Origin of the sequence: Planktothrix rubescens CCAP 1459/22 (genome assembly GCA_904830895.1) — a bacterium.
GTDB classification, from domain to species: Bacteria; Cyanobacteriota; Cyanobacteriia; order Cyanobacteriales; family Microcoleaceae; genus Planktothrix; species Planktothrix agardhii.
Genome location: LR882958.1, coordinates 4,320,918 through 4,345,806 on the forward strand (window position 1 = coordinate 4,320,918; position 24,889 = coordinate 4,345,806).

Annotated in this window: 29 protein-coding genes; 12 read left to right on the plus strand and 17 right to left on the minus strand. The window is 41.5% G+C overall.

Annotated elements, in window-relative coordinates:
• The first annotated feature begins 196 nt into the window (after window positions 1-196).
• The gene (locus NMG86_RS19760; RefSeq protein ID WP_306439069.1) at window positions 197-835 is read left to right on the plus strand and encodes a Uma2 family endonuclease; all 639 of its coding nucleotides are present in this window, start codon (window positions 197-199) and stop codon (window positions 833-835) included.
• Between the two features lie 60 nt (window positions 836-895).
• Here NMG86_RS19760 and NMG86_RS19765 read toward each other — a convergent pair whose 3' ends face one another.
• From NMG86_RS19765 to NMG86_RS19795, 7 genes are all read right to left on the minus strand, one after another.
• Window positions 896-2,506, minus strand: coding sequence for a B12-binding domain-containing radical SAM protein (locus NMG86_RS19765; protein WP_026785478.1), 1,611 nt, complete (start codon window positions 2,504-2,506; stop codon window positions 896-898).
• A 125-nt stretch (window positions 2,507-2,631) separates the two neighbouring features.
• Window positions 2,632-2,751, minus strand: a complete 120-nt coding sequence (locus tag NMG86_RS19770; protein WP_071782612.1) for a photosystem II reaction center protein J — start codon at window positions 2,749-2,751, stop codon at window positions 2,632-2,634.
• A 138-nt stretch (window positions 2,752-2,889) separates the two neighbouring features.
• Entirely contained in the window at window positions 2,890-3,009 is a 120-nt protein-coding gene (gene psbL, locus NMG86_RS19775) for a photosystem II reaction center protein PsbL (RefSeq protein ID WP_071782613.1), read from the minus strand.
• Window positions 3,010-3,019: 10 nt separating this feature from the next.
• Window positions 3,020-3,157, minus strand: coding sequence for a cytochrome b559 subunit beta (gene psbF, locus NMG86_RS19780; protein WP_026785477.1), 138 nt, complete (start codon window positions 3,155-3,157; stop codon window positions 3,020-3,022).
• Window positions 3,158-3,178: 21 nt separating this feature from the next.
• Window positions 3,179-3,427, minus strand: a complete 249-nt coding sequence (psbE, locus tag NMG86_RS19785; protein WP_026785476.1) for a cytochrome b559 subunit alpha — start codon at window positions 3,425-3,427, stop codon at window positions 3,179-3,181.
• A gap of 99 nt (window positions 3,428-3,526) precedes the next feature.
• Window positions 3,527-4,534, minus strand: a complete 1,008-nt coding sequence (locus NMG86_RS19790) for a photosynthesis system II assembly factor Ycf48 (RefSeq protein WP_026785475.1) — start codon at window positions 4,532-4,534, stop codon at window positions 3,527-3,529.
• A 25-nt stretch (window positions 4,535-4,559) separates the two neighbouring features.
• Entirely contained in the window at window positions 4,560-4,889 is a 330-nt protein-coding gene (locus NMG86_RS19795; RefSeq protein WP_026785474.1) for a rubredoxin, read from the minus strand.
• Between the two features lie 204 nt (window positions 4,890-5,093).
• Here NMG86_RS19795 and ndhC point away from each other — a divergent pair, with 204 nt between their 5' ends.
• From ndhC to NMG86_RS19820, 5 genes are all read left to right on the plus strand, one after another.
• On the plus strand, window positions 5,094-5,456 hold the full coding sequence (gene ndhC / locus NMG86_RS19800; protein ID WP_026785473.1) for a photosynthetic/respiratory NAD(P)H-quinone oxidoreductase subunit C: 363 nt from the start codon (window positions 5,094-5,096) through the stop codon (window positions 5,454-5,456).
• Between the two features lie 20 nt (window positions 5,457-5,476).
• Entirely contained in the window at window positions 5,477-6,199 is a 723-nt protein-coding gene (locus NMG86_RS19805; protein ID WP_199918569.1) for an NADH dehydrogenase subunit K, read from the plus strand.
• Entirely contained in the window at window positions 6,192-6,695 is a 504-nt protein-coding gene (locus tag NMG86_RS19810; protein WP_026785471.1) for an NAD(P)H-quinone oxidoreductase subunit J, read from the plus strand. The genes NMG86_RS19805 and NMG86_RS19810 overlap by 8 nt, the downstream gene beginning before the upstream one ends.
• Window positions 6,696-6,925: 230 nt before the next feature.
• Window positions 6,926-8,506 (plus strand): SdrD B-like domain-containing protein, encoded by a 1,581-nt coding sequence (locus NMG86_RS19815; protein ID WP_026796331.1) that lies wholly within the window; start codon window positions 6,926-6,928, stop codon window positions 8,504-8,506.
• 254 nt (window positions 8,507-8,760) lie between these two features.
• A complete protein-coding gene (locus NMG86_RS19820; protein ID WP_026796332.1) occupies window positions 8,761-10,023 on the plus strand; it encodes a M16 family metallopeptidase in 1,263 nt (420 codons plus the stop codon).
• A 51-nt stretch (window positions 10,024-10,074) separates the two neighbouring features.
• Here NMG86_RS19820 and nuoK read toward each other — a convergent pair whose 3' ends face one another.
• The 9 genes from nuoK to sixA all read right to left on the minus strand — a co-directional run bounded on the left by nuoK (window position 10,075) and on the right by sixA (window position 17,313).
• On the minus strand, window positions 10,075-10,386 hold the full coding sequence (gene nuoK, locus NMG86_RS19825; RefSeq protein WP_026785468.1) for an NADH-quinone oxidoreductase subunit NuoK: 312 nt from the start codon (window positions 10,384-10,386) through the stop codon (window positions 10,075-10,077).
• 123 nt (window positions 10,387-10,509) lie between these two features.
• The gene (locus NMG86_RS19830; RefSeq protein ID WP_026785467.1) at window positions 10,510-11,130 is read right to left on the minus strand and encodes an NADH-quinone oxidoreductase subunit J; all 621 of its coding nucleotides are present in this window, start codon (window positions 11,128-11,130) and stop codon (window positions 10,510-10,512) included.
• A 114-nt stretch (window positions 11,131-11,244) separates the two neighbouring features.
• Window positions 11,245-11,841 carry an NAD(P)H-quinone oxidoreductase subunit I gene (ndhI, locus tag NMG86_RS19835; RefSeq protein WP_026785466.1) on the minus strand — a complete coding sequence of 199 codons (597 nt, stop codon included), beginning with the start codon at window positions 11,839-11,841 and terminating at the stop codon, window positions 11,245-11,247.
• A 146-nt stretch (window positions 11,842-11,987) separates the two neighbouring features.
• The gene (gene nuoH, locus NMG86_RS19840; protein WP_026785465.1) at window positions 11,988-13,106 is read right to left on the minus strand and encodes an NADH-quinone oxidoreductase subunit NuoH; all 1,119 of its coding nucleotides are present in this window, start codon (window positions 13,104-13,106) and stop codon (window positions 11,988-11,990) included.
• A 104-nt stretch (window positions 13,107-13,210) separates the two neighbouring features.
• Complete coding sequence (locus NMG86_RS19845) at window positions 13,211-14,428, minus strand: RNA-guided endonuclease TnpB family protein (protein WP_498606983.1); 1,218 nt, start codon at window positions 14,426-14,428, stop codon at window positions 13,211-13,213.
• A 209-nt stretch (window positions 14,429-14,637) separates the two neighbouring features.
• Entirely contained in the window at window positions 14,638-14,823 is a 186-nt protein-coding gene (locus tag NMG86_RS19850; RefSeq protein ID WP_071782614.1) for a helix-turn-helix domain-containing protein, read from the minus strand.
• Window positions 14,824-14,833: 10 nt separating this feature from the next.
• Window positions 14,834-15,409: an IS607 family transposase gene (locus tag NMG86_RS19855; RefSeq protein WP_026798537.1), complete on the minus strand. Its 576-nt coding sequence runs from the start codon at window positions 15,407-15,409 to the stop codon at window positions 14,834-14,836.
• 116 nt (window positions 15,410-15,525) lie between these two features.
• Window positions 15,526-16,698, minus strand: a complete 1,173-nt coding sequence (locus tag NMG86_RS19860) for a citrate synthase (protein WP_026796334.1) — start codon at window positions 16,696-16,698, stop codon at window positions 15,526-15,528.
• Between the two features lie 120 nt (window positions 16,699-16,818).
• Complete coding sequence (sixA, locus tag NMG86_RS19865; protein ID WP_026796335.1) at window positions 16,819-17,313, minus strand: phosphohistidine phosphatase SixA; 495 nt, start codon at window positions 17,311-17,313, stop codon at window positions 16,819-16,821.
• A gap of 227 nt (window positions 17,314-17,540) precedes the next feature.
• Between sixA and NMG86_RS19870 the strand changes: the two genes are divergently transcribed.
• The 6 genes from NMG86_RS19870 to NMG86_RS19895 all read left to right on the plus strand — a co-directional run bounded on the left by NMG86_RS19870 (window position 17,541) and on the right by NMG86_RS19895 (window position 23,703).
• Window positions 17,541-18,539 (plus strand): polysaccharide deacetylase family protein, encoded by a 999-nt coding sequence (locus NMG86_RS19870; RefSeq protein WP_026798799.1) that lies wholly within the window; start codon window positions 17,541-17,543, stop codon window positions 18,537-18,539.
• Window positions 18,540-18,723: 184 nt separating this feature from the next.
• Window positions 18,724-19,209: a molybdenum cofactor biosynthesis protein MoaE gene (locus NMG86_RS19875; RefSeq protein ID WP_026796336.1), complete on the plus strand. Its 486-nt coding sequence runs from the start codon at window positions 18,724-18,726 to the stop codon at window positions 19,207-19,209.
• A gap of 107 nt (window positions 19,210-19,316) precedes the next feature.
• Window positions 19,317-19,925, plus strand: a complete 609-nt coding sequence (locus tag NMG86_RS19880; protein ID WP_026795901.1) for a Uma2 family endonuclease — start codon at window positions 19,317-19,319, stop codon at window positions 19,923-19,925.
• 159 nt (window positions 19,926-20,084) lie between these two features.
• The gene (locus NMG86_RS19885; RefSeq protein WP_071783054.1) at window positions 20,085-21,554 is read left to right on the plus strand and encodes a serine/threonine-protein kinase; all 1,470 of its coding nucleotides are present in this window, start codon (window positions 20,085-20,087) and stop codon (window positions 21,552-21,554) included.
• A gap of 555 nt (window positions 21,555-22,109) precedes the next feature.
• Window positions 22,110-22,913, plus strand: a complete 804-nt coding sequence (locus NMG86_RS19890) for a TPM domain-containing protein (RefSeq protein WP_026796339.1) — start codon at window positions 22,110-22,112, stop codon at window positions 22,911-22,913.
• Between the two features lie 163 nt (window positions 22,914-23,076).
• A complete protein-coding gene (locus NMG86_RS19895; RefSeq protein WP_026796340.1) occupies window positions 23,077-23,703 on the plus strand; it encodes a precorrin-8X methylmutase in 627 nt (208 codons plus the stop codon).
• 407 nt (window positions 23,704-24,110) lie between these two features.
• Here the strand turns inward: NMG86_RS19895 and NMG86_RS19900 are convergent, their stop codons facing one another.
• On the minus strand, window positions 24,111-24,854 hold the full coding sequence (locus NMG86_RS19900) for a DUF8619 family protein (protein ID WP_043939071.1): 744 nt from the start codon (window positions 24,852-24,854) through the stop codon (window positions 24,111-24,113).
• Window positions 24,855-24,889 lie beyond the last annotated feature (35 nt).

A 24,889-nucleotide genomic window follows, 5' to 3' on the forward strand; every position in this document is an offset into this window, starting at 1 on the left:
TTCGATTTGACTCTCCAATTAATTCCTCAAATTGAACCTGATGTACAAGAAATTGACACTCCCACCCCTACGCTACGCTAAAGGGGTGGGATTCTCGTATCTAGCCCAATCAAATAAAGACAGGTAATTATATTGATTTTTTTGATTATTAACAATAGAATCATGAACACGGATGGAAAAACGTGCTAAATAATCTTTGCTTAATTGTCCAATCGCTCTTGCTATTACTGAATTAGTTATTATTGAAATTATGATTCAAATTGAAGATAAACCCCAAATTCAATCTCTCTCCCTAGAGGAATTTTTAACCCAACCGGAAACCAAACCCGCCCAAGAATATATTAACGGAGTTGTTTATCAAAAACCCATGCCTAAAGGAAAACATAGTCGCCTTCAAAAATGTCTGATTGATTCTATTAGCCAAGTCGCTGAAACTCAACAGTTAGCCTGTGCTTTCCCTGAATTACGCTGTAGTTTTGGCGGGCGTTCTATTATTCCTGATATTGTTGTATTAGAATGGCAAAATATCCCCCTAGATGCACAAGGGGAAATCGCTAATGATGTTAATATTTACCCAGATTGGAAAATTGAAATCCTATCCCCAGACCAAAATACAACCCGTGTGATTAATAATATTTTATTCTGTTTAAAACATCAAACACAATTAGGTTGGTTAATTGACCCCCAGGAAAGATTAGTATTAGTATTTAAACCTAAACAACAACCCGAAGTATTTGAAGGAGAACAAATTTTACCAGTTTTAGATATATTAAAAGATTACCAATTATCGGTTAATAAATTATTCAGTTGGTTAACTTTTTCAGTCAAGAAGTAACCACAAAGGCACAAAGACACTAAGAAATAGATAGGGGGTGATAAAGTTCCTGGGTTTTGCTTATGACCCCGATAGAGAATCTGCGAGGTGTTTTTTTAGGGTGGCGACGGGTAAGGGGCCTTGCAGATGTTCCCAAGGTAAGACTTGATCTAAATCCCAATTTTGGTTAACATAATATTCCATAGTCGGTAATTTTCCCCGTAATTCTTTGAAGGCGCGACGATAACTTCCTAGAGATTCTCCATAGTTTCTAACTAATTCTAATAGATGGGAAAGACGGCGATCGCCCCTAGAAAGTAGCGCTTGAATTACTGACCATTTATAACTTTCTGGTCTAAAATCTATCCCATTTGATTTTAACTGTTTTTCTAATAATTTTAGTCTTTTTTCGGCATCGGGATTCACCCCAAACCATTGAAACGGAGTATGGGATTTGGGCACAAAGGTACTACAACCCAAGGTTAATCTAAAGCCTGGGGCAGATTTTTTTAAGGCTTTCATTAGGTCTACGGTGGCTTGTACATCCTCTAATTCTTCCCCTGGTATCCCCACCATCCCATAGATTTTCATACCCTGTAAACCGCCATTTTTAGCGTTAATAATTGCTTGCAGAATTTCCTCGTTTTCTAATTTTTTATTAATAATTTTTCGCAGGCGATCGCTACCACTTTCAACGGCAATTGTCAAGGTGCGAGTCTCTCTTTTTGCTAAGGTTTTTGCTAGTTTTTCGGTAACGGTATTTGTTCTAACTGAAGCAATACTTAACCGCACATCATCATATTTCGGTTGGGTTAAATAGTTCAATAATTGATCAAATTCGGGATGTTGTGTTACCGACGCCCCTAATAAACCTAAGCGTCTTGTTACTTGTAGTCCCTTTTCAATTGCTGGAATTAATGAGGCTTCTAAACTAGCAGTTCTAAAGGGTAAAGTTAAATAACTGGCTAAACAAAAACGGCACATTTCAGGACAACTACGAACCACTTCTACCATATAAATATTCTCCCAAGCGGCTTTTTCTGTTACGACCGTTGAAGCGGATAGAATATTGCTTCGATAGGTTTGTTTTTGAACTTGGGAAGGAATACTAGAATCTAGGGGTTTAATCTCTTGAATTTCACCGTCTAAACTGTGATAAGATACTTGATATAAACTGGGAATATAAATTCCAGGGATTTGTGCTAAATGTCTTAATTGAGTTGGGCGAGATTCATGACGCACCTGTTGATAAGCATCTATAAAATTGCCTAATAAATTTTCCCCATCACCGAGTAAAATAATATCAAAAAAATCGGCAAATGGTTCTGGGTTGGCAGTTAATACCGGGCCACCTCCAAAAATTAAGGGGTATTTTTCGGTTCTTTGAATTGAACGTAAAGGAATATTTAAGAATTCTAAACGCTCAAAAATATTGACATAATCAAGTTCCCAAGAAAAGGAAAAACCCACCAGTTCAGGATGTTGGGGTAAAGGTTCGTGTAAATCGGTAAATAGACGACTGACTTCTACATCTGAACGCATCGCTAAAGTTGCCCAAACCAGTTGATAACCTAAACTGGTAATCCCAACGGTATATTCATTTGGAAAGGCAAAAATAATTGGAATAGCATCTAAATTAGAGGGTGTCGGAGTAAAAAGTAAACGTTCAGCATCAAAGACAGAATCAGTCATCAGTTATCAGTCATCAGTCATCAGTTAACAGTTAACAGTTTAAGAGTTAACAGTTAACAGTTTAATATTCAACAGTTGAGTTGTTGGCTATTAACTGTTAACTGATAACTGATTAGACATCGTTCTTAGAAGGAAGAACCTATACCAACATAGGAACCATAGAAAAACAAACCAACTACCACTAAAACGCCAGTTCCGGCAACAGTGGCGACTAACCACAAAGGAAGTCTACCTGATTGCAACACAGTTATTACCTCGTTAATTCAAAGTTTAATTGACAAGGGATTTTAGATTTTGGATATGAGATTTAGGATAAATATTTTGTAAAAAAATACGTTTCCGATTGGCAAGATCCAAAATTGTTAAATCGAGAAAAAATCCAGTTAGTTAAAGAAATAACTGGAGAACAAAATACCCACAACAAAAACCAACAGCAAACCTAAATAGAGTGAAGTTCTGTTCAACTCCACAGGTTGGCGATTAGGATTATTACTGCGATCCATAGTTAGTCTCCTATCGTTGAATAAATTGCATAGCCGCGATCGCACCTAAGAAAAAAACCGTAGGTACTGCTAAAGTATGAATTGCTAACCAACGAACACTAAAAATCGGATAACTTATGGGTTCATTGGAACTGCCACCCGTTGCCATTTTATTAAACTCCTATGTCAACTATTTACTTGAAAAGTCGCTAATTTGTTTTTTGCTATTCAGGCGATCGCTTACAATCGGAAGTTCCTGCCGTTGTTGAGTAAAATACTCATCGGGGCGAGGAGTGCCAAAGGTATCGTAAGCCAGACCCGTGCTGATAAATAGCCAACCCGCAACAAATAAAGCCGGAATAGTAATACTGTGAATTACCCAATACCGGATACTGGTAATAATATCCCCAAAAGGACGCTCTCCAGTTGTACCTGACATCGTTAAATCTCCTCAAGGAAAAGTTAAATACTCAAATCTAATGATACGGGAGCAGGGAATGTGGAACAAGCCTACTCCATAGATTTCCTCAGAATCGGTTTAAGCCGTTTGTGGGGTAGAACCCTGATAACGGAGTAAAGCACCCCGTTGACCCAGGACATAACCCTGTTCCGAGTCCAGGAACTTGATTTTGTAAAGGTTAGAAGGGACGTTTTGCACTTCCACGTCTTTTTGCCAAGTTTTACCCCCGTCCAAACTACAGAGGAGGTTTCCACTGCCACCACTAACCCAAATTTCTTCAGGAGTGCGATAGGCCAAATCCAAAAATCCCCAACTGGTTGAATATTCAGGGTTAATGGGTTCACCCCACTCAGTAGCATTTTCCGGGTCAGTAAATCGCAATTCACCCCCACGAGCAATCATCCAGAGGCGGCCATTCTGACCAAAACCAATTTTCTCTAATCGCTTAGAACTAAAACGATTATGGGGTTCCCAGGCTTGAGATCCGGGTTCCCAAGTCGAGTAAAAATTGCCCTTCGCCGAAACGCTAATATAGCGACCCTCCTCAGAGCGAGATAAATTTCTGACAAAACCCACCGCATCTTCAACCAGGGCTGTCCAACTTTTCCCGCCGTCTTCGGTTTGGTAAATTGCGCCCAAATCCGTAGTCATTTCAGCACTATTGGGACTCAGAGCTTCAATACTATAGGGAGATCCAGGTAACTTAGCATTCAGAAGAATCCGATCCCAAGTTTGACCTTCATTGGTCGTGTGCAGCAGAATCGAGGGAAGTCCTACAATCCACCCCTCAGCACCGTTAAAGCTGATGGAGTTGAAGCGAACCTTTTCCTCACCTAAATCCAGTTGTTTCACATCCCAATGGTCACCGCCATCAGTTGTTTCCAGTAGCGTAGCGTCACTCCCCACAACCCAACCCCGTTGGGGATTAGTTCCGGTAAAGGCAATATCAGCTAAATCGGCTTGGGTTCCCGTAGAAACCACTTCCCAGGGATTGTAACTGAGTTGGGGTAAGTAGCGACAGCTAACACAGATAAGAGCAACTGTCAATACTATAACGATTTTTTGCAAAAATTTAACAATGTGCATCAGATTCAAAGAAATTTGAACTCCCTCAACTTAAGCCATACAAACTCATAAAAAACAAAAATCCTAGGGCCAAGGCCCCAAAAATTAGAAGATTCTTCTGTTCAGCAGTCAAGGTATTGACCCCCAAACCAAAGCCTTTATTTTCCTCAAACCCCGATGGGTTTTCCTGAGAACCAATATTGATAAACTGGCTTGAAGGCGCACCACAAACCGGACAACGCCATTTTTTGGGCAGATCGGTAAAGGCCGTTCCCGCAGAAACCTTAGAACTCCCTTTCGTCGGCTCATAGACATAGCCACAAGCCCTACACTCATGGCGATCAAGGACTGTAACTTCAGTGGCCGGATCACTCATAACTTCAACACCGGATGAGTTTGGGATTATTAAAATAACTATTAAATAATATTACAAAATTTGAGCAAATCACGGAAACTTTCTGAGTGGGGAAGCCCTGTCTAAGTTTAAATTTAAGAATCCCCGTGAGATCGAAGATTAAGGGTGGGAGTATGTCAAAATGTAAAAAATCAGTTACAAACCCAGAACGGTCAGTAATTTATTGTGTTTGTTCTTAGTGGCTACGAATACTTTTTAGGCTTCCTAATCTTATGCAGCCTAGTTCCCATCCTGGCTTTGACAGCTTCCAAGGTTTTAGGGCCTAAAAGCCGTCGTGGTGTCCGTCATACCACCTACGAGTCAGGAAACGAACCCATTGGAGGAGCATGGATTCAATTCAACATCCGATACTATATGTTCGCCTTGGTGTTTGTCATTTTTGACGTTGAAACCGTGTTTCTCTACCCTTGGGCCGTTGTCTTCCACAATTTGGGACTCTTGGCTTTTATTGAAGCCTTAATTTTTATTTCCATTCTTGTCATTGCACTGGTTTACGCCTGGCGTAAAGGTGCTTTGGAATGGTCATAGACAGTGATAGTGATACAACCATGACTCAAAACGTTTCACCCGACATGGAAAAAATTATTAATCCGGTTGAGCGACCCCAAGTGACTCAGGAACTCTCGGAAAACTTGATCCTGACCACGGTAGATGATCTTTACAACTGGGCAAAGCTCTCTAGCCTATGGCCACTGTTGTACGGGACAGCCTGTTGTTTTATTGAATTTGCAGGTTTAATTGGTTCTCGGTTTGACTTTGACCGTTTTGGTCTGGTTCCCCGGTCTAGCCCTCGACAGGCGGATTTACTGATTACCGCCGGAACTATTACCATGAAATACGCCCCGATTTTGGTGCGTCTGTACGACCAAATGCCCGAACCCAAGTATGTGATTGCTATGGGAGCTTGTACAGTGACCGGGGGGATGTTTAGTATGGACTCTCCCTCGGCGGTGCGGGGCGTGGATAAATTAATTCCTGTGGATGTTTATATTCCCGGGTGTCCCCCCCGTCCTGAAGCGATTATTGATGCGGTGATCAAACTGCGGAAAAAAGTAGCCAATGATTCCCTACAGGAGCGGGCCAATCTCCAACAAACCCACCGTTATTACACCCGCCCCCACAATCTGAAACCGGTGGAACCGATTTTAACAGGTCAATATTTGATGACACAATCCCGTCAGGTTCCCCCCAAGGAATTAACCGAAGCCATGGGTGGGGCAGTTCCCCCCGCTTTAATGGCTGAACCTGCCCAGGAGGAAAAACGTGGATAATTCTGAAGCCCCCTTAGTCGAAGTCGGGAAAGTCTCCCAGTGGTTGAGTGAAAATGGTTTTGAGCAAGAATCCCTAGGCCCTAATGCCATGGGGGTAGAAATGATTAAAGTTGATCGAGACTACTTGATTCCCCTTGCCACTGCCCTGTATGCTTATGGTTTTAACTGCTTACGTTGTCAATGTGCTTATGATGCTGGCCCTGGAGATGCCCTCGTCAGCGTTTATCATTTAGTTAAGATTGATGATGATGTGGAACAACCGCAGGAAATCTGCGTCAAGGTCTTTGTCCCACGGGGTGACCCTAGAGTCCCTTCAGTCTACTGGATATGGAAAGCAGCCGATTTTCAGGAGCGAGAATCCTACGATATGTATGGTATCGTCTACGAAGGTCATCCTAATCTGAAACGGATTTTAATGCCTGAAGATTGGGTGGGTTGGCCTTTAAGAAAAGATTATATCTCTCCTGATTTCCATGAGTTGCAAGATGCCTATTAATGGCAACCCGTAATTCAATCTGGCGATCAAAATTGCCAGATCTCTAGGAAGTCTGATATAGTTGCCTACGATAATGTAGAATTCATATCTTGCTTGGACTGGATACACCCTAGTGATTCCGATTAAGGGTTGTAGTTGAAGGTTGAGCAAGGAGTTCTGCCCTAAGTCAAACGGAATCAGTCTAAGTTTTCGATGCGTTTCGCAATTCACTCTGGTGGAGGAGTCAAATCGTGAGTACACTCAACGGTAAAACATTTAATGATATTAATCGCAACGGCATCTTTGATGCTGGAGACGTGGCACTTCCGGGTGTCACAGTCTTTTTAGATAGCAACGGCAATGGTTTACCCGACACTGCTGAAAAGATTGCTGCCACTGACGTTAACGGTCTTTATTCGTTTCCTAATCTCGCTGCGGGAAGTTACCTAGTTGCATCAACGGTTTCCCCTGGTTTGACCCGGACAACTCCATTATCGGCTGTTCCCCTGACGGGAGCCCCTGCTGAGGTAGCTACATTTAATATTGTAAATACGGCGGCAGTTGTTATCCCTCCTATTGTTCCGTCTTTGACTGGCAACATTAATGGGGCTGTCTTTGTAGATAACAATCTACTGGGTCTCTACGCCTATGACGATAAGGGCAACGTTATTGCCAATCCCAATGGGTTTTCCCCTCAGACTCAGGTATACGATCCCTTAGTGGATGCCACGTTACCCAGGGTTCCAGTCTACATTGACCTCAATAACGATGGTTTCCTGAATGCTAACGAACCCAGAACCTTGAGCAATGAAGCTGGGTTCTATAACTTTAATGCTTTACCTGCTGGCTCCTACCTGTTGAGAATTGCTCAAACTGCTGATAAGGTAGATGGAGCTCTCTCGATTCTGGGTGATTTACAAACAACCAATACTCCCTTAGTTGTTGATGTCTTTGCTGGCTCAACTATCAACAAAGCGGATTTGGGAGTTGTGGTTCCCAATAGTGTTTACGGTAAAGTCATTAATGACCGAAATGGTAATGGCGTCCCAGAAGCCAACGAACCCGGAATTAACGGCATTACTGTCTTTCTTGACTCTAACGGAAATAATGTCTTTGACTTGGGCGAAAAGTCTACGGTCAGTGGTATTGATGGGGCTTATATTATCAAAGGCTTAAATACCAACGTTGGTCAGGAATCTAACGCCACCTTGGCTCAAAACCCCTATCTCGCCTACCAACTTTTAAATGATCCTCTGTCCGTCGCCAAGACCTTCCCGGTGACTTCACTTCCCCCAACCACCGCCTACGTTAGAACGTCACCGTCGCCCGGAGCCACCATTAATGCTCCTGTGATTCCAGGCGGTTCGGCTCAGGCCAACTTCCTGTATACTTTTGCTCAGACACCGACAGCGGTGCTGCGTGATAGCATTACTGGATTTGTTTTCAATGATTTAAACTCGGATGGGATTGTGCAACCGGGTGAACCCAACAAAGCCGGAGTCCAAGTCTATCTTGACTTCAACAACAACGCCAAACGGGATAATGATACTTCTTTGGTTGAGCCGGCTTCTGTTACCGATGCGTCTGGTTCCTTTGGCTTCTTTAACCTGACCACCCCGGGCGACTACATTGTACGGACAACAGGGAATTTCCCGACCACTGCAATTCCTAATGTCATCTTAGGCTCGGGTCAAGCAGCCCAACTGGCTATCGGTGTGTCTAGTGTTAAACCGACCCCTGCTATCAATGAAAAAACTTTGGTTCCTGTTCCTGGAGTCCAAGTTGTTGCCCAAAACGCCTTCTTTCCTAATACTGGATTCCCAGTCGTTTAAATTTAGTGATTGATTGATACATCGATCAGTTTAATTAATCTTCATCCTAGGGAAGCACTAATTCTTAGAATTAGCTTTTTCTCTAGGGTGATATTTTTTGACCGCAAAAATAGAAACGCAGCTTTAAACATTCTGCAAAAAGGATTAATTAGCGTGGGGCACACGCCAATTTGTATCAAGGTACTCAGATTTTCTCTACTACTGCTGATTAATTTGAAGTAGGCTACATTAAGTGGAGTTTAACTTAAAATAATTTGTCTCAAGTTTTGACAACTTCAACGTTTCCCGCCAAAACTTTTAAGCTAAACAATGGTTTAACGGTGATTCATCAACAGATGACCGCTACTCCGGTAGTGGTTGTGGATGTTTGGGTTAGGGCGGGTGCCATTTACGAACCGGATATGTGGTCAGGGATGGCGCATTTTTTAGAGCACATGATTTTTAAAGGCACAGATTGGATTGGGCCGGGGATGTTCGATCAAGTGATTGAAAGTTGCGGCGGTGTCGCTAATGCTGCTACCAGTCACGATTATGCCCATTTTTATATTACAACCGCCGTTCAGTATTTAGAGGAAACCTTAAACGCCCTGGGGGAGTTGCTGCTCCATGCCACTATTCCCGATGGTGAGTTTAATCGAGAACGGGATGTAGTTTTAGAGGAAATTCGTCAGGCTCAAGATGATCCCGATTGGCTGAGTTTCCAGGTTTTAATGGAAACGGTGTATGAACGTCACCCCTACAGTCGTTCGGTTTTGGGAACAGAAGCAAAATTAATGGCGCGAGCGCCCCATGAAATGCGACGGTTTCATCGATGTCGCTACCAACCGGAAAATATGGCTGTGGTGATTATTGGAGATGTAGAAGAACAACAAGCTCTGGATATGATTAGTCAGGCTTTTAGTAACTTTTTACCCCCAACTACTTACACCCATCTTTATGAAGTGGTGCAACCTCAAATTCGGGGAATTCATCGTCGGGAACTGCGTTTACCTTATGTTGAAGAAGCCCGTTTAACCTTAGCTTGGACAGGCCCAGGAGTGGAACAATTAAGACAAGCCTATGGACTCGATTTGCTTTCTTCGGTGGTTGCTTCAGGAAGAACCTCTCGATTAGTCCAAAAATTGCGGGAAAAATTGCAACTTGTCCATGATATTTGTAGTGACTTTTCCTTACAACAAGAGTCTAGTTTGTTTACGATTAGTGCTTTATTAGAACCTAAAAATTTAGAGAAAGTAGAAGCCCTGATTTGTGAAGAAGTTAATCAGTTAATGAACCAGCCAATTTCAGAACCAGAATTAAGGAGAAGTCAAAGGTTTCTCTGTAATGACTATGCCTTTTCAACGGAAACCCCAGGACAATTAGCGGGGCTATATGGATATTATTTTACTGTCGCAGAACCGGAGATATCGGTAACTTATCCGGCTCAAATACAATCCTTTGAACCTTTAGAATTGCAAGCTATTTTGAAGGAATTGCTAAACTTAGAAAATTATGCGGTGATGGTGGTTCAACCCTAGGATTTAAAGATTAACATATTGATTCTGTTGATCCTTAAATCCTAATTGGGTTTACCACTTTAACAGATTAAATTCTTCCATGTCTATGGTATCCCGGTTGCGATAAATAGCCAGAACAATGGCTAAACCTACAGCCGCTTCCGCCGCAGCTACGGTAATCACAAAAACAGTGAAGACTTGACCCCTAATATTGGCGGAATCTAAGAAGTTAGAAAATGCCATGAGGTTCAAGTTGACCGCATTCAATAATAATTCAATCGACATCAAAACTCGAACGGCATTACGACTGGTAATTAATCCATAGATTCCAATACAAAAAAGAGCCGCTGCTATTAACAAAAAATACTCCAGTTGTAATTGCATAAATCTCTATTGTTCTCCAATTTTATTGTAGTTCAAAATTAAGGAATAGGGAATAGGGAACAGGTAATAGGTAATAGGTAATAGGTAATAGAAAGAGTTTGCCTCCCTTGCTCCCCTACTTCCCTACTCCCCCTTTTGAGGGCGATCGCTTGCCACGGAAATCAACTCACGAGGACGTTCCTGTAAGGTTAAAACCGGAGGTTCACTTTTTTGGGTGGGTAAAATATCAGAAATATAATCTCGACGAGCAAGAATAATCGCCCCCACCATTGCCATTAATAAAAACACCGAGGCTAACTCAAAAGGTAACAGGAAATCACTAAAAAAGTGTTGCCCAATTAATGTAACTGAACCGCCCACGGGTTCAACAATCGGAGTAATTAACCAAGAAGTCGATAAGACCATGGTTCCTAAGAGGGCAAATAATCCCACACAGACAATGGCGGTTGCACCCTTCCGCAGCCAGTTTAGAGGCAGTTCTTTAAAGGTTTCTCTCTTGTTAACCAACATAATCCCGAATAGGATCAGAACATTCACCGAACCCACATAAATTAAAACCTGGGCGGCGGCGACAAAATCAGCATTCAGGAGAATATACAATCCAGCAATACTAATAAATGAACCCCCGAGTAAAAACGCAGAATAGACGATATTTTTGAGCAGCACCACACCTAAAGCTGTCCCAATCATCATCACGGCTAATAAGCCAAAAGCAACAATTTGAACCCCTTCCGCTAAATTCACAATTCTATCCTTATCAGTAATCAGTTTAATCAGTTTAATCAGTTATCAGTCATCAGTTATCAGTCATCAGTTTAATCAGTGGGCCAGACGTGCCACGGCGCGTCTGTACCAGCGTTACTCCTGATTGCCTTTTGACTTTTGTTCAATAATGGATTCTGGGCGTAACCCGGGTCGAACTGCCGTTTCCGGTAAATCATGGGGGTCAATTTCCCCGGCGGGTAAATAAGCGAACTCTCGCAACGGTGTGACCATTGGATCATTGGTCACCTTATAGGGTAAACGTCCTAGGGCTACGCTGTCATAGTTCAATTCATGACGGTCATAGGCCGCTAATTCATATTCCTCCGTCATCGAGAGGCAATTGGTGGGGCAGTATTCCACACAGTTTCCACAGAAAATACAGACCCCAAAATCAATACTGTAGTGTTTAAGCTGCTTTTTCTTGGTTTCCTTGTTATAGTCCCAATCCACAACGGGTAAATTGATCGGACAAACGCGAACACAAACCTCGCAGGAAATACATTTATCAAATTCAAAATGAATCCGCCCCCGAAACCGTTCAGAAGGAATTAATTTTTCATAGGGGTACTGAACGGTAATGGGGCGACGACGCATATGATCAAACGTAACCCCAAGCCCCTGGCCGATATACTTTGCAGATTGAAAGGTTTCCTTCGCGTAATCGGTAACTTGGTTCAGAAACTTGAGCATGATGTCTCCCTCTAACAGTTATCAGTAAACAGTAATTAGTTATCAGTAAAGATTTAAGTGATCTGCAATCAGTATTTCAGACTCAGTTGGTAATCAGTAGCTTTCAAATTAAAATCTTACACTGATAACTGATTACTGATTTGGCTTTATCCGCCAAAAGCAACGGGAAAAGCCAACTTGAGTGCGGCCGTTAATAGTAGATTGACTAAGCCAACGGGTAATAGGAATTTCCAGCCTAGATTTAATAATTGGTCAATCCGAACCCGAGGTAATGTCCAGCGCAGTAAAACCGCCGTAAACACTAACAGATAAGCCTTTAAAACGGTCATGGTGATGCCCAACATCGCCAAAATGACTTGTAACCAGGGTGTAGTTTCACTGACTCCTAAGAGCGGAGCCACCATATCAACCGGAATCGGGAAATCCCAACCCCCCAGGTATAAGACTGCCACGATTAGAGCGGACAATACCAAGTTGACATAAGAGGCCAAATAATACAGAGCAAACTTCATCCCCGAATATTCAGTCTGATAACCGGCAACCAGTTCTTCCTCAGCTTCAGGTAAGTCAAAGGGCAAGCGTTCACACTCGGCCAGGGCTGCAATCCAGAAAATCATGAACCCCACGGGTTGACGCCAGATATTCCAACCTAGAATCCCATAGCCAGATTGCTGATTCACGATATCCAAGGTACTCATACTATTGGACATCATGACCACGGCTAAAACTGCTAAAGCCAGGGGAATTTCATAGCTAATGGATTGGGCGACGGCCCGTAACCCTCCTAATAAAGAATATTTATTATTAGAGGCATAACCGGACATTAATAACCCAATCGGTTGAATACTTGAAAGGGCAATCCAGAGAAAAATAGCGGTACTTAGATCCGTAATCACCATGTTTTGTCCAAAGGGGACAATTAAATAGGACAAAAACACGGGAATGGAGACAATAACCGGCCCCAAGGTAAATAACCAGGGGTCTGCATTAAAGGGAATAGTATCTTCTTTGAACAGTAATTTCAAACCATCAGCTAAAGGGGCTAAGATTCCCATTGGCCCCATATACTCAGGGCCAATGCGTTGTTGTGCTGCGGCGGAAATTTTCCTTTCTAGCCATACCGTTCCTAAAACACCAACAGTTGCAGATACAATCATTAATCCCATGGGCAGAGGGAGCCAAAACAATTTGGCCATCTCTAAGGATAGGCCCAGACCTGTGAGGCCTTCTACAAAACTTGCTTGTAAATCAATTCCTGGGTTCATGGAATCAGTAATCAGTAATCAGTAATCAGTCATCAGTCATCAGTCATCAGTCATCATTGTAGAACTGATCACTAATTTTTTGCCTTGACACTCCCACCCCTACGCTACGCTAAAGGGGTGGGATTCTCGTATCTAGCCCAATCAAATAAAGACAGTTGAATATACTCTTTTTGATTGTTTTTCACCGAGTTCGGGGGTGCGCCAAACACCCCATAATTTAAACCGGATGAATCCATTACAGAAGCATCTCTCTTTAGGTTTAAATCACAAGCGAAACCATCCCATTGAGACAGATTTCGTGCAGCATTAAAATCAGAATTGTGGTAGTGACCATTAGGGCAATTAAAATCATGCCGATTTCTTTTGCCAATAACACCGCAAGTTGAGCAAGATTTAGAGGTGTATGGTGCAGGTCTTTTGATTAACTTCAATCCTTTAAGAGCTAACTTATAATTAAGTTTCTGCTCCAAAGAATAATAAGACCAACTATGTCGAGATTGACCAGAATCAGAACGAGATTTCTGGCTCTGTTTCATGGTTTTACGACATCCTTCCAAATCCTCTATAACAATATCGGCGTTATGGTATTGGGCAAAACGAACAATTCGGCGACTGACTGTATGGTTAATAGCTTCCATCCATCGTTGCTCTTTTTTGTTCCATTTCTTTAAAGCTCGAAACTTTTTAGCTTCTTGAAGTTGTTGCCTTCTTTGTTGAAAATAACGTCTTCGATGCTTAACACTTTGACCATTAAAGAACTTGCCGAAACCTTCTTTTGGTGCAACTACCGCTAAATTATTCTGCCCTCGGTCACATCCTAATGTTTTCTCTGTCTCAACTTCTGGAACATCCTCAGTAATTGACAGATAGGCATACCACTTATTTCGATGTTTAATCAATTTAAAAGAACCCCCTTGAATTGTTTCCTCTAACAATCCATCTAAAACGGGTTGCCAATGAGGAGATGCTACTTCAATGGGGATTCTTTTTTCACCTTTGAGGGTCGGGAAGCTAATTGAATAGGTACTCCCTTTTTGAGTTAATTTCCAATTTTGATTGTTAACTTCTACAGGAAGAACTTTATATTGCTTGGTTTTACGACCCGTTGGGGATGTGGTATGTCGAATAACTTGATTGACCAGAGCAGATTTTAACTCGGACATGATTTTAGCTGTTGTCATTTTTCGCCGTTCTTTAATTGGCAATGACAACAGCTTATTAGCAATCTGCGTGTTTTCTTCCGTCATTTGCTCAAACATTTGAGCTTGACAACGGTTGAGTTTTGCGAATTTTAATTTAATCGTCCGAGTTACTTTGATCATGGAAAATATGATAACATAAATATCTAATAACTGGGTACAAATTAATTGGTAGATGACGGCACTTAAAAGTGCCTGCGTCGCGTTTCATCCCACGGCTGAAGCCAGTGGGCTTTCACGCTCCCACCCTGGCTTTGTAAACCAGTATAGCGTTTGAATGCCGATACTTTTTTGCTAACGTTTGCTAACAAATACATAAGTTAAGAATTGTCTTAACCAAGGCGTATCAAGATGGCTATTGATTTAATTTGATAAGGGAAGGGTTTAGCCCATTCAGGTAATCCGTTTAAGATTCCTGTTTTAATCGCCATCCAGTTGGCTTTTGTGTCAGGTTGCTGCAAATATTTAATGGTTTCGTTGTAGACAAATCTACTAACTCCAAACCATTGTTTGAGCAATTTTTTTTGTTCAGGGTTTAGGTAGATTCGGATCTTCTTTGATTTTTTTGCTGTAGCTTCTGAGTCCGTGCATCCGACAAGAAAAGACACCAAGGATGGAGAGAAGATCGGCTGTGAGTTCGGTTTCTGGGCAGTATATAGGATTTTCGAGAACCACGATGTTTCCACCGTTTTGTTCTGCCATAAACTCGAATAATTGAAATCCGAATCGACATAATCTGTCTCTACAGGCAACAACAATTGTGAGCTTATCTCCTCGCATAAGTCTGACCAGTAACCCTTGCAATCCTTTCCTTTTGAAGTTAAGTCCTGAACCGATATCTCGGACAATTTCTGCATCTGGGTAGATTGATTGCATATAGGAGACTTGTCTATCGAGGTCATCTCGCTGTTTTGTTGAACTAACTCGGCAGTAGCAAACAGTGGTAGCGACCACTGTATCTCTGATGTAGGATTCGACATCGTAGAGTCTTTGTCCTGCGGGGTTTTTGATGCTTTTGATCTTCCCTTCATCAGCGTATTTTCTCAACGTATTGGGATGCAGACCCAGAAATTCGACCGCTTTTCTGAGTGGTATGTATGCCATGTATTAAACTATAACATACATTAGTATCTGTTAACAAAACCTATACTGTTGAATAACCCTCAAAACTTTAGCCTGATAGCCTGAACATTCCCTCTGAATAAGGCGATCAAACTGGTTTACAGAGTTTCTCCTTCTAGGTTAATCGCGCAGTCGCGTTCATGAATGGGAACATAGGTTTCATTATGGGAACCAGTATAAATTTGAGTCGGACGGAAGATGCGGTTTTTGGTAATTTGTTCTTTCCAGTGGGCTAACCAACCTGAAACCCGGGCGATCGCAAAAATCGGGGTAAATAGATCGGAGGGAATATTTAACTTGCGGTAAACCAAACCGGAATAGAAATCAACGTTAGGATAAATGCCTTTTTCCCCTAAACGATCAGCCACAACTCGTTCTAATTCCAAAGCAATTTCATAATATTCATCATGGCCAAACCTTTCAAATAGCTGTTCTCCTAGTTGTTGCAAAATCGTAGCCCGGGGATCTTTAACTTTATAAACCCGATGTCCAAATCCCATGATTTTAGATTTGGTCGCAATCAAATTATCCACGTAGGAGCCAACATTTTCCACAGAACCAATTTCCTCTAACATCGTCAAAACTTCCTCATTCGCCCCCCCATGTAATGGCCCAGCTAAGGTTCCGACCGCCGAAGCTACTACCGCATAGGGATCGGTGAGGGTAGAAGCGGTTACCATGGCGGAGAATGTAGAAGCGTTAATAGTATGTTCCGCATGAAGGGTGAGACAAACATCAAAGACCCGGGCGGCGATCGGATCGGGTTCCCGCTCATTTAACATATAGAGAAAGTTGGCGGAATAATCCAAATCATCCCGGGGCTGTACGGGATCGTTACCCTTTCGCATCAATTGGAAAGCTGCAACCATGGTGGGAATTTTAGCCAGTAACCGGACAACGGCTTCTCGAATATATTCGGGATTATCTAAAGCCCGACGAGAATAGAATAGTCCTAAAGCTGCCGCCGAAGTTTGTAAGGCGTCCATGGGATGTCCAGATTCGGGAAAGCATTTCATCATGTCCCGAATTCGATATTTAATCCGTCGATGATAGCGAATTTCATGTTCAAAGTCTGCTAATTCATCTTTGGTGGGGAGTTTTCCCCAGATCAGTAAATAGGAGGTTTCCAGAAAGGTACTCTGGTTCGCCAGTTGTTCAATCCCAATTCCTCGGTACTCTAAAATGCCTTTTTGTCCATCAACGTAGCTAACACTGGACAAGGTAGCCGGAACACCCTCAAGACCGGGCTTGAATTCACTAATGGCAGTCATAGAAGTTTATGTATGTGTGTGGATATTTATCAAGCTACATTACCAGAGCAATTGATAGTGTTTTCGTTTTGACAGGATTTTGTTATCTCTTTCTGACACTGATGAATCACCCTTGGCTCTTTAACTTAACAAAAATTTGGGGGGAGTTAACCAGAACAGTTGACTATTCCCGATGGGGTTAGTGACGGGCAGGTTAATTCCCATAATTCCGGCTTTTTTGACTATTAGGGAGGCTTTCGGCTGTCCCCAAATTAATAATTCTGCCCAATATCCTAAATCGGGTTGATGTCCCACTAAGGCTAAACTTTTACCCCCTGTTAACTGCCAAGTTTTGTACCAAGAGATCCAATCCTCAATTTTGCCATCGGGAGCTAAGGGGGCAAATTCCTCTAGGTTAGAAGATAATCCTACGGCTTTGAGAATGTCTGCGGTTTGGCGGGCGCGAATCAAGGGACTGGTGAGAATTTGATCAAATTGTAAGTTAAGTTGTTTCAAGCGATTGGCCACTTGGCGGGTTTTGCGATCGCCTTCTTGGGTTAAAGGGCGTTGATCATCATTTTGATATGTTCCCCGTTCTGCGGCAATGCCATGACGAATCAAATATAAATTAGTCATAGGAAAAAAATATATTTCTGTTGATAGCTTTATGTACTAAGATTTTAAAGGTTTTATCTTTAAACCTTTGAAAATTAGTTAGGTTAAATCTTTCGTCTTTGTCTTGACTTTTTATTGAAACTATGCGTCTATAAATGCTGATCTCAAAGTTAGATCGGTGCATATTTTCAGGTGCAGCTTAATCCCTCTCAGTTCTACAATTCATTTCGGTGTGAAGGAGTAATCTCGTGGCTCAGTATAGTCCTATCCTACGACAACAAAAAATCGCCCTCTTTGCTCTTGTAGCGGCGACTACAAGTTTTGTGATGGGTGTGATATTACCATTTAATCTGCGTGTTGAACGAGTAAGTAAACAGGGTATTACTGCGATTTCTTCACAACCCCAAAAGAGAATTTCTCAAGGGGCCCAAAAAGCTCAAGATACTGCTACGGTGCGGACAACTCCTGCGGTGGTATCCAGATCGGACTTAAATCCGAAAGATGCTATCTCCCAAGGTGTGGAGAACCTGGAAAAGAACTTAGCAGAACTAGAAACCCAACGCTTTACCTATACCATTCCTGAACAATTCCAAGGGAAAACCGTTAAAGAAGTGAGTCTTCCTGGGGAACAAAAAGTAATTGCGTTTACCTTTGATGATGGCCCCTGGCCTAAGAGTACCCGACAAGTTTTAGATATTCTCAAAGATAATAATATTAAAGCTACTTTCTTTTGGGTGGGTTATGCTCTCAAAAATCAGAAAGATATTGGCAAGGAAGTAGTTAACGAAGGTCATGTTATTGCTAACCATACCTGGAGTCATCGCTACCAAAAATATAGTCCCGCCGGAGCCGCAGAGGAAATTGAAAGCAACAATAAATTAATTGAAGAAGTAACCGGGGTTGAAAGTCCCTTATTTCGACCGCCGGGGGGAGTTTTGGATAATGGGTTACTGGATTATGCGTTTAAGCAGAATCATGTGAATATCTTATGGTCAGTGGATTCTCAGGACTGGAAAGCTTCATCGGACAAAATTATTGATAATGTTTTAAAACAGGCTAAATCCGGTGGCATTATTTTAATGCACGATGGGGGAGGAAATCGTTCAGCAACGGTAAAAGCATTACCCATTGTAATCAAAAAACTCAAAGAGCAGGGTTATACTTTTGTCACGGTTCCTGAATTATTAAAACTCGCGGATCAAAAACCCGTTGAACCATCTCAACCGAACGATAGCAGTCAACCTTAAATCTATCATTAATCTAGGATTAGTGACACCGGGAAGTTATGATCAATTATCGGTTGTCACTAACCTTAGAATATTGTTAGGTTCGTAGGGGCGGGTTCATCGAGATTTAGGTGATTAACAAATATCTCACACCAAGCCGCCCGTACAGGTTAATTTATTAATTTGGGAGTTTAAGGTTGTGATTATTTCTGATAATTTAGAGACAGATTTAACATTCAATTTATCTCCGTTTCAAGATAGTTTTTCAATTACAATTGCACCTCTTTTATTAGAGGAAATTTATACTTTAGCCGATGATAGTAGAAATGGGGCTATTGTGGTGATGAGTGGAATGGTGAGAAATCAAACCAATGGTCAACCCGTAGAATCCTTAGAATATCAAGCCTATCAACCGATGGCGATAAAAGTCTTTGAAAAAATTGCCACAGATATCCGCGCTTCTTGGTTAAATGTGACCCGTGTAGTCATTCATCATCGTATTGGACGGTTAAGAATTGGTGAAATTAGTGTTTTAATTGCGGTGGGTTGTCCTCACCGTCGAGAAGCCTTTGAAGCCTGTCAATATGCTATTGATACTTTAAAGCATAATGCACCGATTTGGAAAAAAGAACATTGGAAAGATGGTTCAAGTAGTTGGGTAAGTATTGGGTCTTGTGAAACTAATTGTTAATTTCGATAGCAGGGAACACCGGAACAGCCCCCCAAACCCCCCGTGCACGGGGGGCTAGGGGGGGAGGGAACACGGAACAGACAGGAAAAGTTCAAGAGGAACAAAGAATGTTAACTGAGTTAATTCAAGAATTAGAACAGGATCATCAAGACTTACATGAACAAGACATTTACTTGCTTATAAATGGGGTGAGTTGGCAATATTATGAGACTTTAATTGATAAACTTGGTAATCAAGGATCATTGCGACTAACCTACTGGAATGGAGTATTAGAAATTGTGTCTCCGAGTCGTCGTCATGAAGGGATTAAAAAAAGAATTGCCACCTTATTAGAAGTTTATTTTGAAGAAAGGAATATAGAATATTTTCCATTAGGTTCTACTACCCTACGTCTTCAAGAACAACGGGGAGGTAGTGAACCCGATGAAAGTTATTGTATTATAACAGAAAAAGAAATTCCTGATTTAGTTATCGAGGTAATTTTAACCAGTGGCGGAGTCAATAAACTAGAAATTTATCAACGGTTAAATGTTCCTGAAGTTTGGTTTTGGCAAAATAACCAACTTTCAATTTATGGTTTACAGAACCAACATTATCAAAAAATTGATCAGAGTTTGTTACTTCCAGAATTAGATTTGGAACTTTTACAACAATTCATTTTATATCCTCAACAATTAGCTGCTATTCAAACTTTTCGTCAACAACTTCGCAGGTAATTTGGAGGTGTGGGGGCTCAGAAACCTAGTTTCTCAACTCATCTTTCTGTTATTAACAAAAGTTATTGCAGAAACCCGGTTTCTGGGATTTCTTGGTACAAGCTGAACCACTTACGGCTATAATTAAATCAGCATTGTCATCTATCCCTAGGCTTAAACATGAGTAAGTGCCTTAACCCCGATTGTTTACAAACCAACTCTAAAACAACTTTTTGTCAAAAGTGTGGTTCTAAATTACTGTTAACAGATCGATATCGGGCTTTAGAAATATTAGGACAAGGGGGTTTTGGTCGAACGTTTCTAGCGGTTGATGAGCATAAACCTTCTCAGCCCTATTGTGTAATTAAACAATTTTTACCGCAAGCTCAAGGTACGAATAATCAAGAAAAAGCGGGAGAACTTTTTAAACACGAAGCCATACAATTAGAACATTTAGGCAAACATCAACAAATTCCTGAATTATTCGCCTATTTAATCCAAGATAACCGTCAATATCTAGTTCAAGAATATATTGAAGGACAAAATTTAGCTCAAGAATTAGCTCAAACCGGGGCATTTTCAGAAGATAAAATCATTAATTTGTTAGGAGATTTATTACCTGTTTTAGCATTTATTCATCAAAAACTGGTAATTCATCGAGATATTAAACCGGAAAATATTATTAGAAGAAAGATCGATAATAAATTATTTTTAGTGGATTTTGGAGCAGCTAAAGCGGCGACTATAACGGCGTTAGCGGTGACAGGAACAGTTATTGGTTCTGCCCAATATACTGCACCTGAACAAGCGATGGGAAAACCAACTTTTGCTAGTGATTTATATAGTTTAGGGGTAACTTGTATTCATTTATTAACTAATATTGAGCCGTTTGATTTATTTGATGTCAGTGAAAGTGATTGGGTGTGGCGAGATTATTTAAAGGTTAAAATCAATAATACTTTGGGTCAAGTCTTAGATAAACTCTTACAACAGGGAACAAGAAAACGTTTTCAAACTGCTCAAGAAGTCTTAGAAGCATTACAATTAACCGTTAAACCGATATCACCACCAAAACTAAAATTTACACCGCAACCAACAGTCAAACCAGCAGTCAAACCAACACCCCAATTTACACCCCAACCGGATATAGAATTAAAGTCAGCTAAAGGTGTTAATTATCGTCAATTAGAACAACTTTTAAAAGCCGGAAGTTGGAAAGAAGCTGACGAAGAAACTGATAAAAAAATGTGTGAAGTCGCAGGGAGAACAAAGGAAGGATATTTAACGGAAGAAGATATTGATAATTTTCCCTGTGAGGATTTACGAACTATTGACCAACTTTGGGTAAAATATAGCAATGGACGCTTCGGCTTTTCGGTACAGAAGCGCATCTATCAAAGTCTGGGAGGAACCCGGAGTTATGATCGTAAAGTCTGGTCAGCGTTTGGTGATCAGGTGGGTTGGCGTGTAGGAGGTGGCTGGTTGTATTACAAAGATCTAAATTTTAATCAGACAGCACCAAGTGGCCAACTCCCTTCTGTAAGTGGGGGAATTTGGTTTGGGGATGTGGGTTTGGGTTTTGTGTTTGTGTTATATGATTGTGGGGAGTTGGTTGGGGGAGTATCTCTTCTCTCGCGTCGAGACTTGTAGACTGTAACATATAAGGCTTTTAACCCGACAGCGTAGGGGCGGGTTCGCCGAGATTTTTGTTAATAATAATTAACCTAAATAAACCCGCCCAACCCCATAATAGGAATCAATATAAACCCGGTTTTATTAACGTTAAATTTTGGTGGTGTGGGGCGGGTTTATCAAGATTATTTGTCAGATTTGAAAGATTTTGTCGAACCCGCCCCTACGGGTTTTATTTTAATAATTGGGTCAGAAACCGGGTTTCTTAACTAAGATTTCTGTTCATAGCAAAGGTGATGGTAGAAACCCGGTTTCTTTCTTGGCTCTATGTACACGGGTCAGAAACCGGGTTTCTTAATTGAGATTTCTGTTTATAGCAAAGGTGATGGTAGAAACCCGGTTTCTTTCTTGGCGACGGGTGAAATTTTGCTTCCGCCTCTGGCCCGTATCTGGTCGCTGAGTGCCAATTCTGTGGTAAAGTTAAAAATTGTAAAGAAATATGAGAGTCTGATGATCTCTCGGTTAACAAAAAACCAATATTGTCCACACTTATAAACATTTATAGGATCTCCCATGCAACAGAATTGGCCTAATAGATTGCTTCTCTCTATTGCTATATTAGCTATAACCCTCTCCACCTGGGCAATTACCCCGGTTGCTCATGCGTTTAATAATCCCGACTTACTTCCTGAGATTCAAACTCCGGTGATTGACCTGGCGGGAATTTTCACCGATGTCCAGGAAAATATCTTAGCCAAGGATATAGAAAACTTTGAAACCGAAACGGGTTGGAAAGTTAGGGTATTAACTCAATTTGACCAAACCCCCGGTCGCGCTGTTAAGGAGTATTGGGGACTGGATGATAAAAGCGTTTTGGTCGTAGCCGATGAACGGGGGGGAAATATCCTCAACTTTAGCGTCGGTCGTCAGGTTTACCCGTTTCTGTCTCGGACATTCTGGGTAGAGTTACAAACTCGCTTCGGAAATCAATATTTTGTTAGAGACAATGGGGAAGACCAATCAATTATTCAATCTATTGATACTATTCAAGGCTGTTTAATTCAAGGCGGTTGTCGGGTAGTTCCCGGGCTTCCTCAAGAACAATGGATTTTAACTTTAATTACTTCTGTTATCGGTGGCCTAATTTGTGGCGTGGCGAGTATTCCCCGCAAGTCGGGACAATTGATTTCCTGGCAGTGGGCGTTAATTTTCTCGCCTCTGTGGGGAATTTTATTTATTGCCTTCGGAATTGGCCCGGTAATTTCTCGTACCCAAGAATGGCTTCCCCTTGTCCGTAATATTTCGGGCTTTTTAATTGGTTTCTTGGTAGCCTATCTGACTCCATTATTAAATCAGTCCTCCTCCCAGGAAGGTTAAGCAGAATGAGGAAAGTCGGTGGCATTTAATGGAGTCTGACCGATTTTCCCTCACTTTTTTGGAAATCACCGCAACAACCTGATACACTGGATAAGTTGTAATCTGGTTGTGCTAGGTAAATTCTACTTATCCCCAGAACTTCAGTAATAATCGGCGAGTCACAATGGAATGGCATATTACGGATGCCCAGAGTTTAGGAATTATTGATGGTGAAATTGGCGATCATGTCTTTTCGCCAGCCGAATATGAAATTGTGCGTCGGGTTATTTATGCGACGGCGGATTTTGAATATAAGAGTTTAGTGCGGTTTTCTGACCAAGCTTTACAAGGTGGGGCGGCGGCCTTAGCTGCCCGGACAACGATTGTGGTGGATGTGCCTATGGTACAAGTCGGGATTACTCCTCGGATTCTTTCGACTTTTGCTAATCCGGTTTATTGTTCTATGGAGGCGGTAACTCGACCCCAAAGGGAAAAAACTCGCTCGGCTTGGGGAATTGAGACGTTAGCAAGGCGCTATCCCGAGGCTATTTTTGTGATTGGTCAGGAACAAACAGCCCTTTCTGGGATAGTCGATTTAATTGAGGCGGAGGAAATTAAGCCCGCTTTGGTGATTGCGACGCCTTCGGGTTTTGTCGGGGCTGATGTGGCTAAGTCTCGTTTGAATGATTCGATGGTTCCCCATATTCGGATTGGTGGACGCAAGGGGAGTGCGGTAGTAGCCGTGGCTTTGGTTGATGCTTTGGTTGATCTGGCTTGGCAAGCCTATGGTCGAGAAGGGAATGGGAGTTAATCAACTCATTTAACCACAAAGACACGAAGGGGTGACAAATACTAAGTTATTGGTTAGCCCTTATCATATTTTAGTGTTTTTGTCAAGGGTAGCCCGGGAAGGGTGAAATTTTAAAAGTTTGCTATGGGGTGTTATTAGGGGTGATTTTTGGGGGTTTTATTGATATTTAGGGTTTTTATAGGCTTTGTGGCTTTTAATTTGGGGTAGGGGTATAGAAATACCAACTTTAGTCTATTTGCTAAAACTCTAACATTCGCTGAAAGTATTGTCAAGTGGTGGGCTTAATAGAAGTTTTTCTCATTAATCGGGCTTTTGTGAAGAATTGTGAAATGGGGATATTTTTGAATTTTAAAATTATTCGGTTGTAGGTATTAGATTATTTAATGTATTGGGGATGGATTTTGAGGTTAAGGTTGATCATCATCATAAACTTGATCATAACCGTTTGCGGGTTGATAGCGTTCAATAGCGGAAGTTTGGGGAGATGGAGGTGCTTTTTTAGGACGTCGGGACTGGAAACGATGACTAATTTCTCTGAAAATATCTCGACGGACGTAGGGATAGTCACTAATCCAAAGGTTTTGACTGGGAATATAGATATCGGAAACTTCATTAATTTCGCTTAAATCATCTAAATAAGACATCACAATCATTTGGGCAACTTGACCCCGACGTAAGCGTTTGTGATTACGATTTAGGGGGGCTTGAATTAAGGTGGTAAACCCGCTAGAGTCTCCGATTTCTACATTAATTCTTCTTTCCAGGTTTTCAATAATAATTAGTTCTCCGCGCTGATTTACAGATTCCTGTTGTTCGGTGACGGCTTCACTAATATAAAAATCCAGAATTTTTCCCTGTAAAAATCCAGCATAGGGATATTTTCGATATTTAATATTCCGCCAACTGGCTTCCCAAACGGGCATCCATAACCAATATAAGGAGGAGCTAATTCCGGCGATTAATATTAGGATTCTTAGGGTATCTCCTTCTACGGTATATTCCAGAAAAATCCAAATTGCTAAACAGACCGCAGAAATTAATAGACGTTTTAAAAAATCCCTGGGTTTTCCCCAACAATACTTATATTGTTCTCCCGTCGCCACGGCGGGAATTAAGTTTTCAAAAGTTTGACGAGTTATGGGAACAAGCATTTTTGTTTAATTACCAATTATGAATAGGGATCACG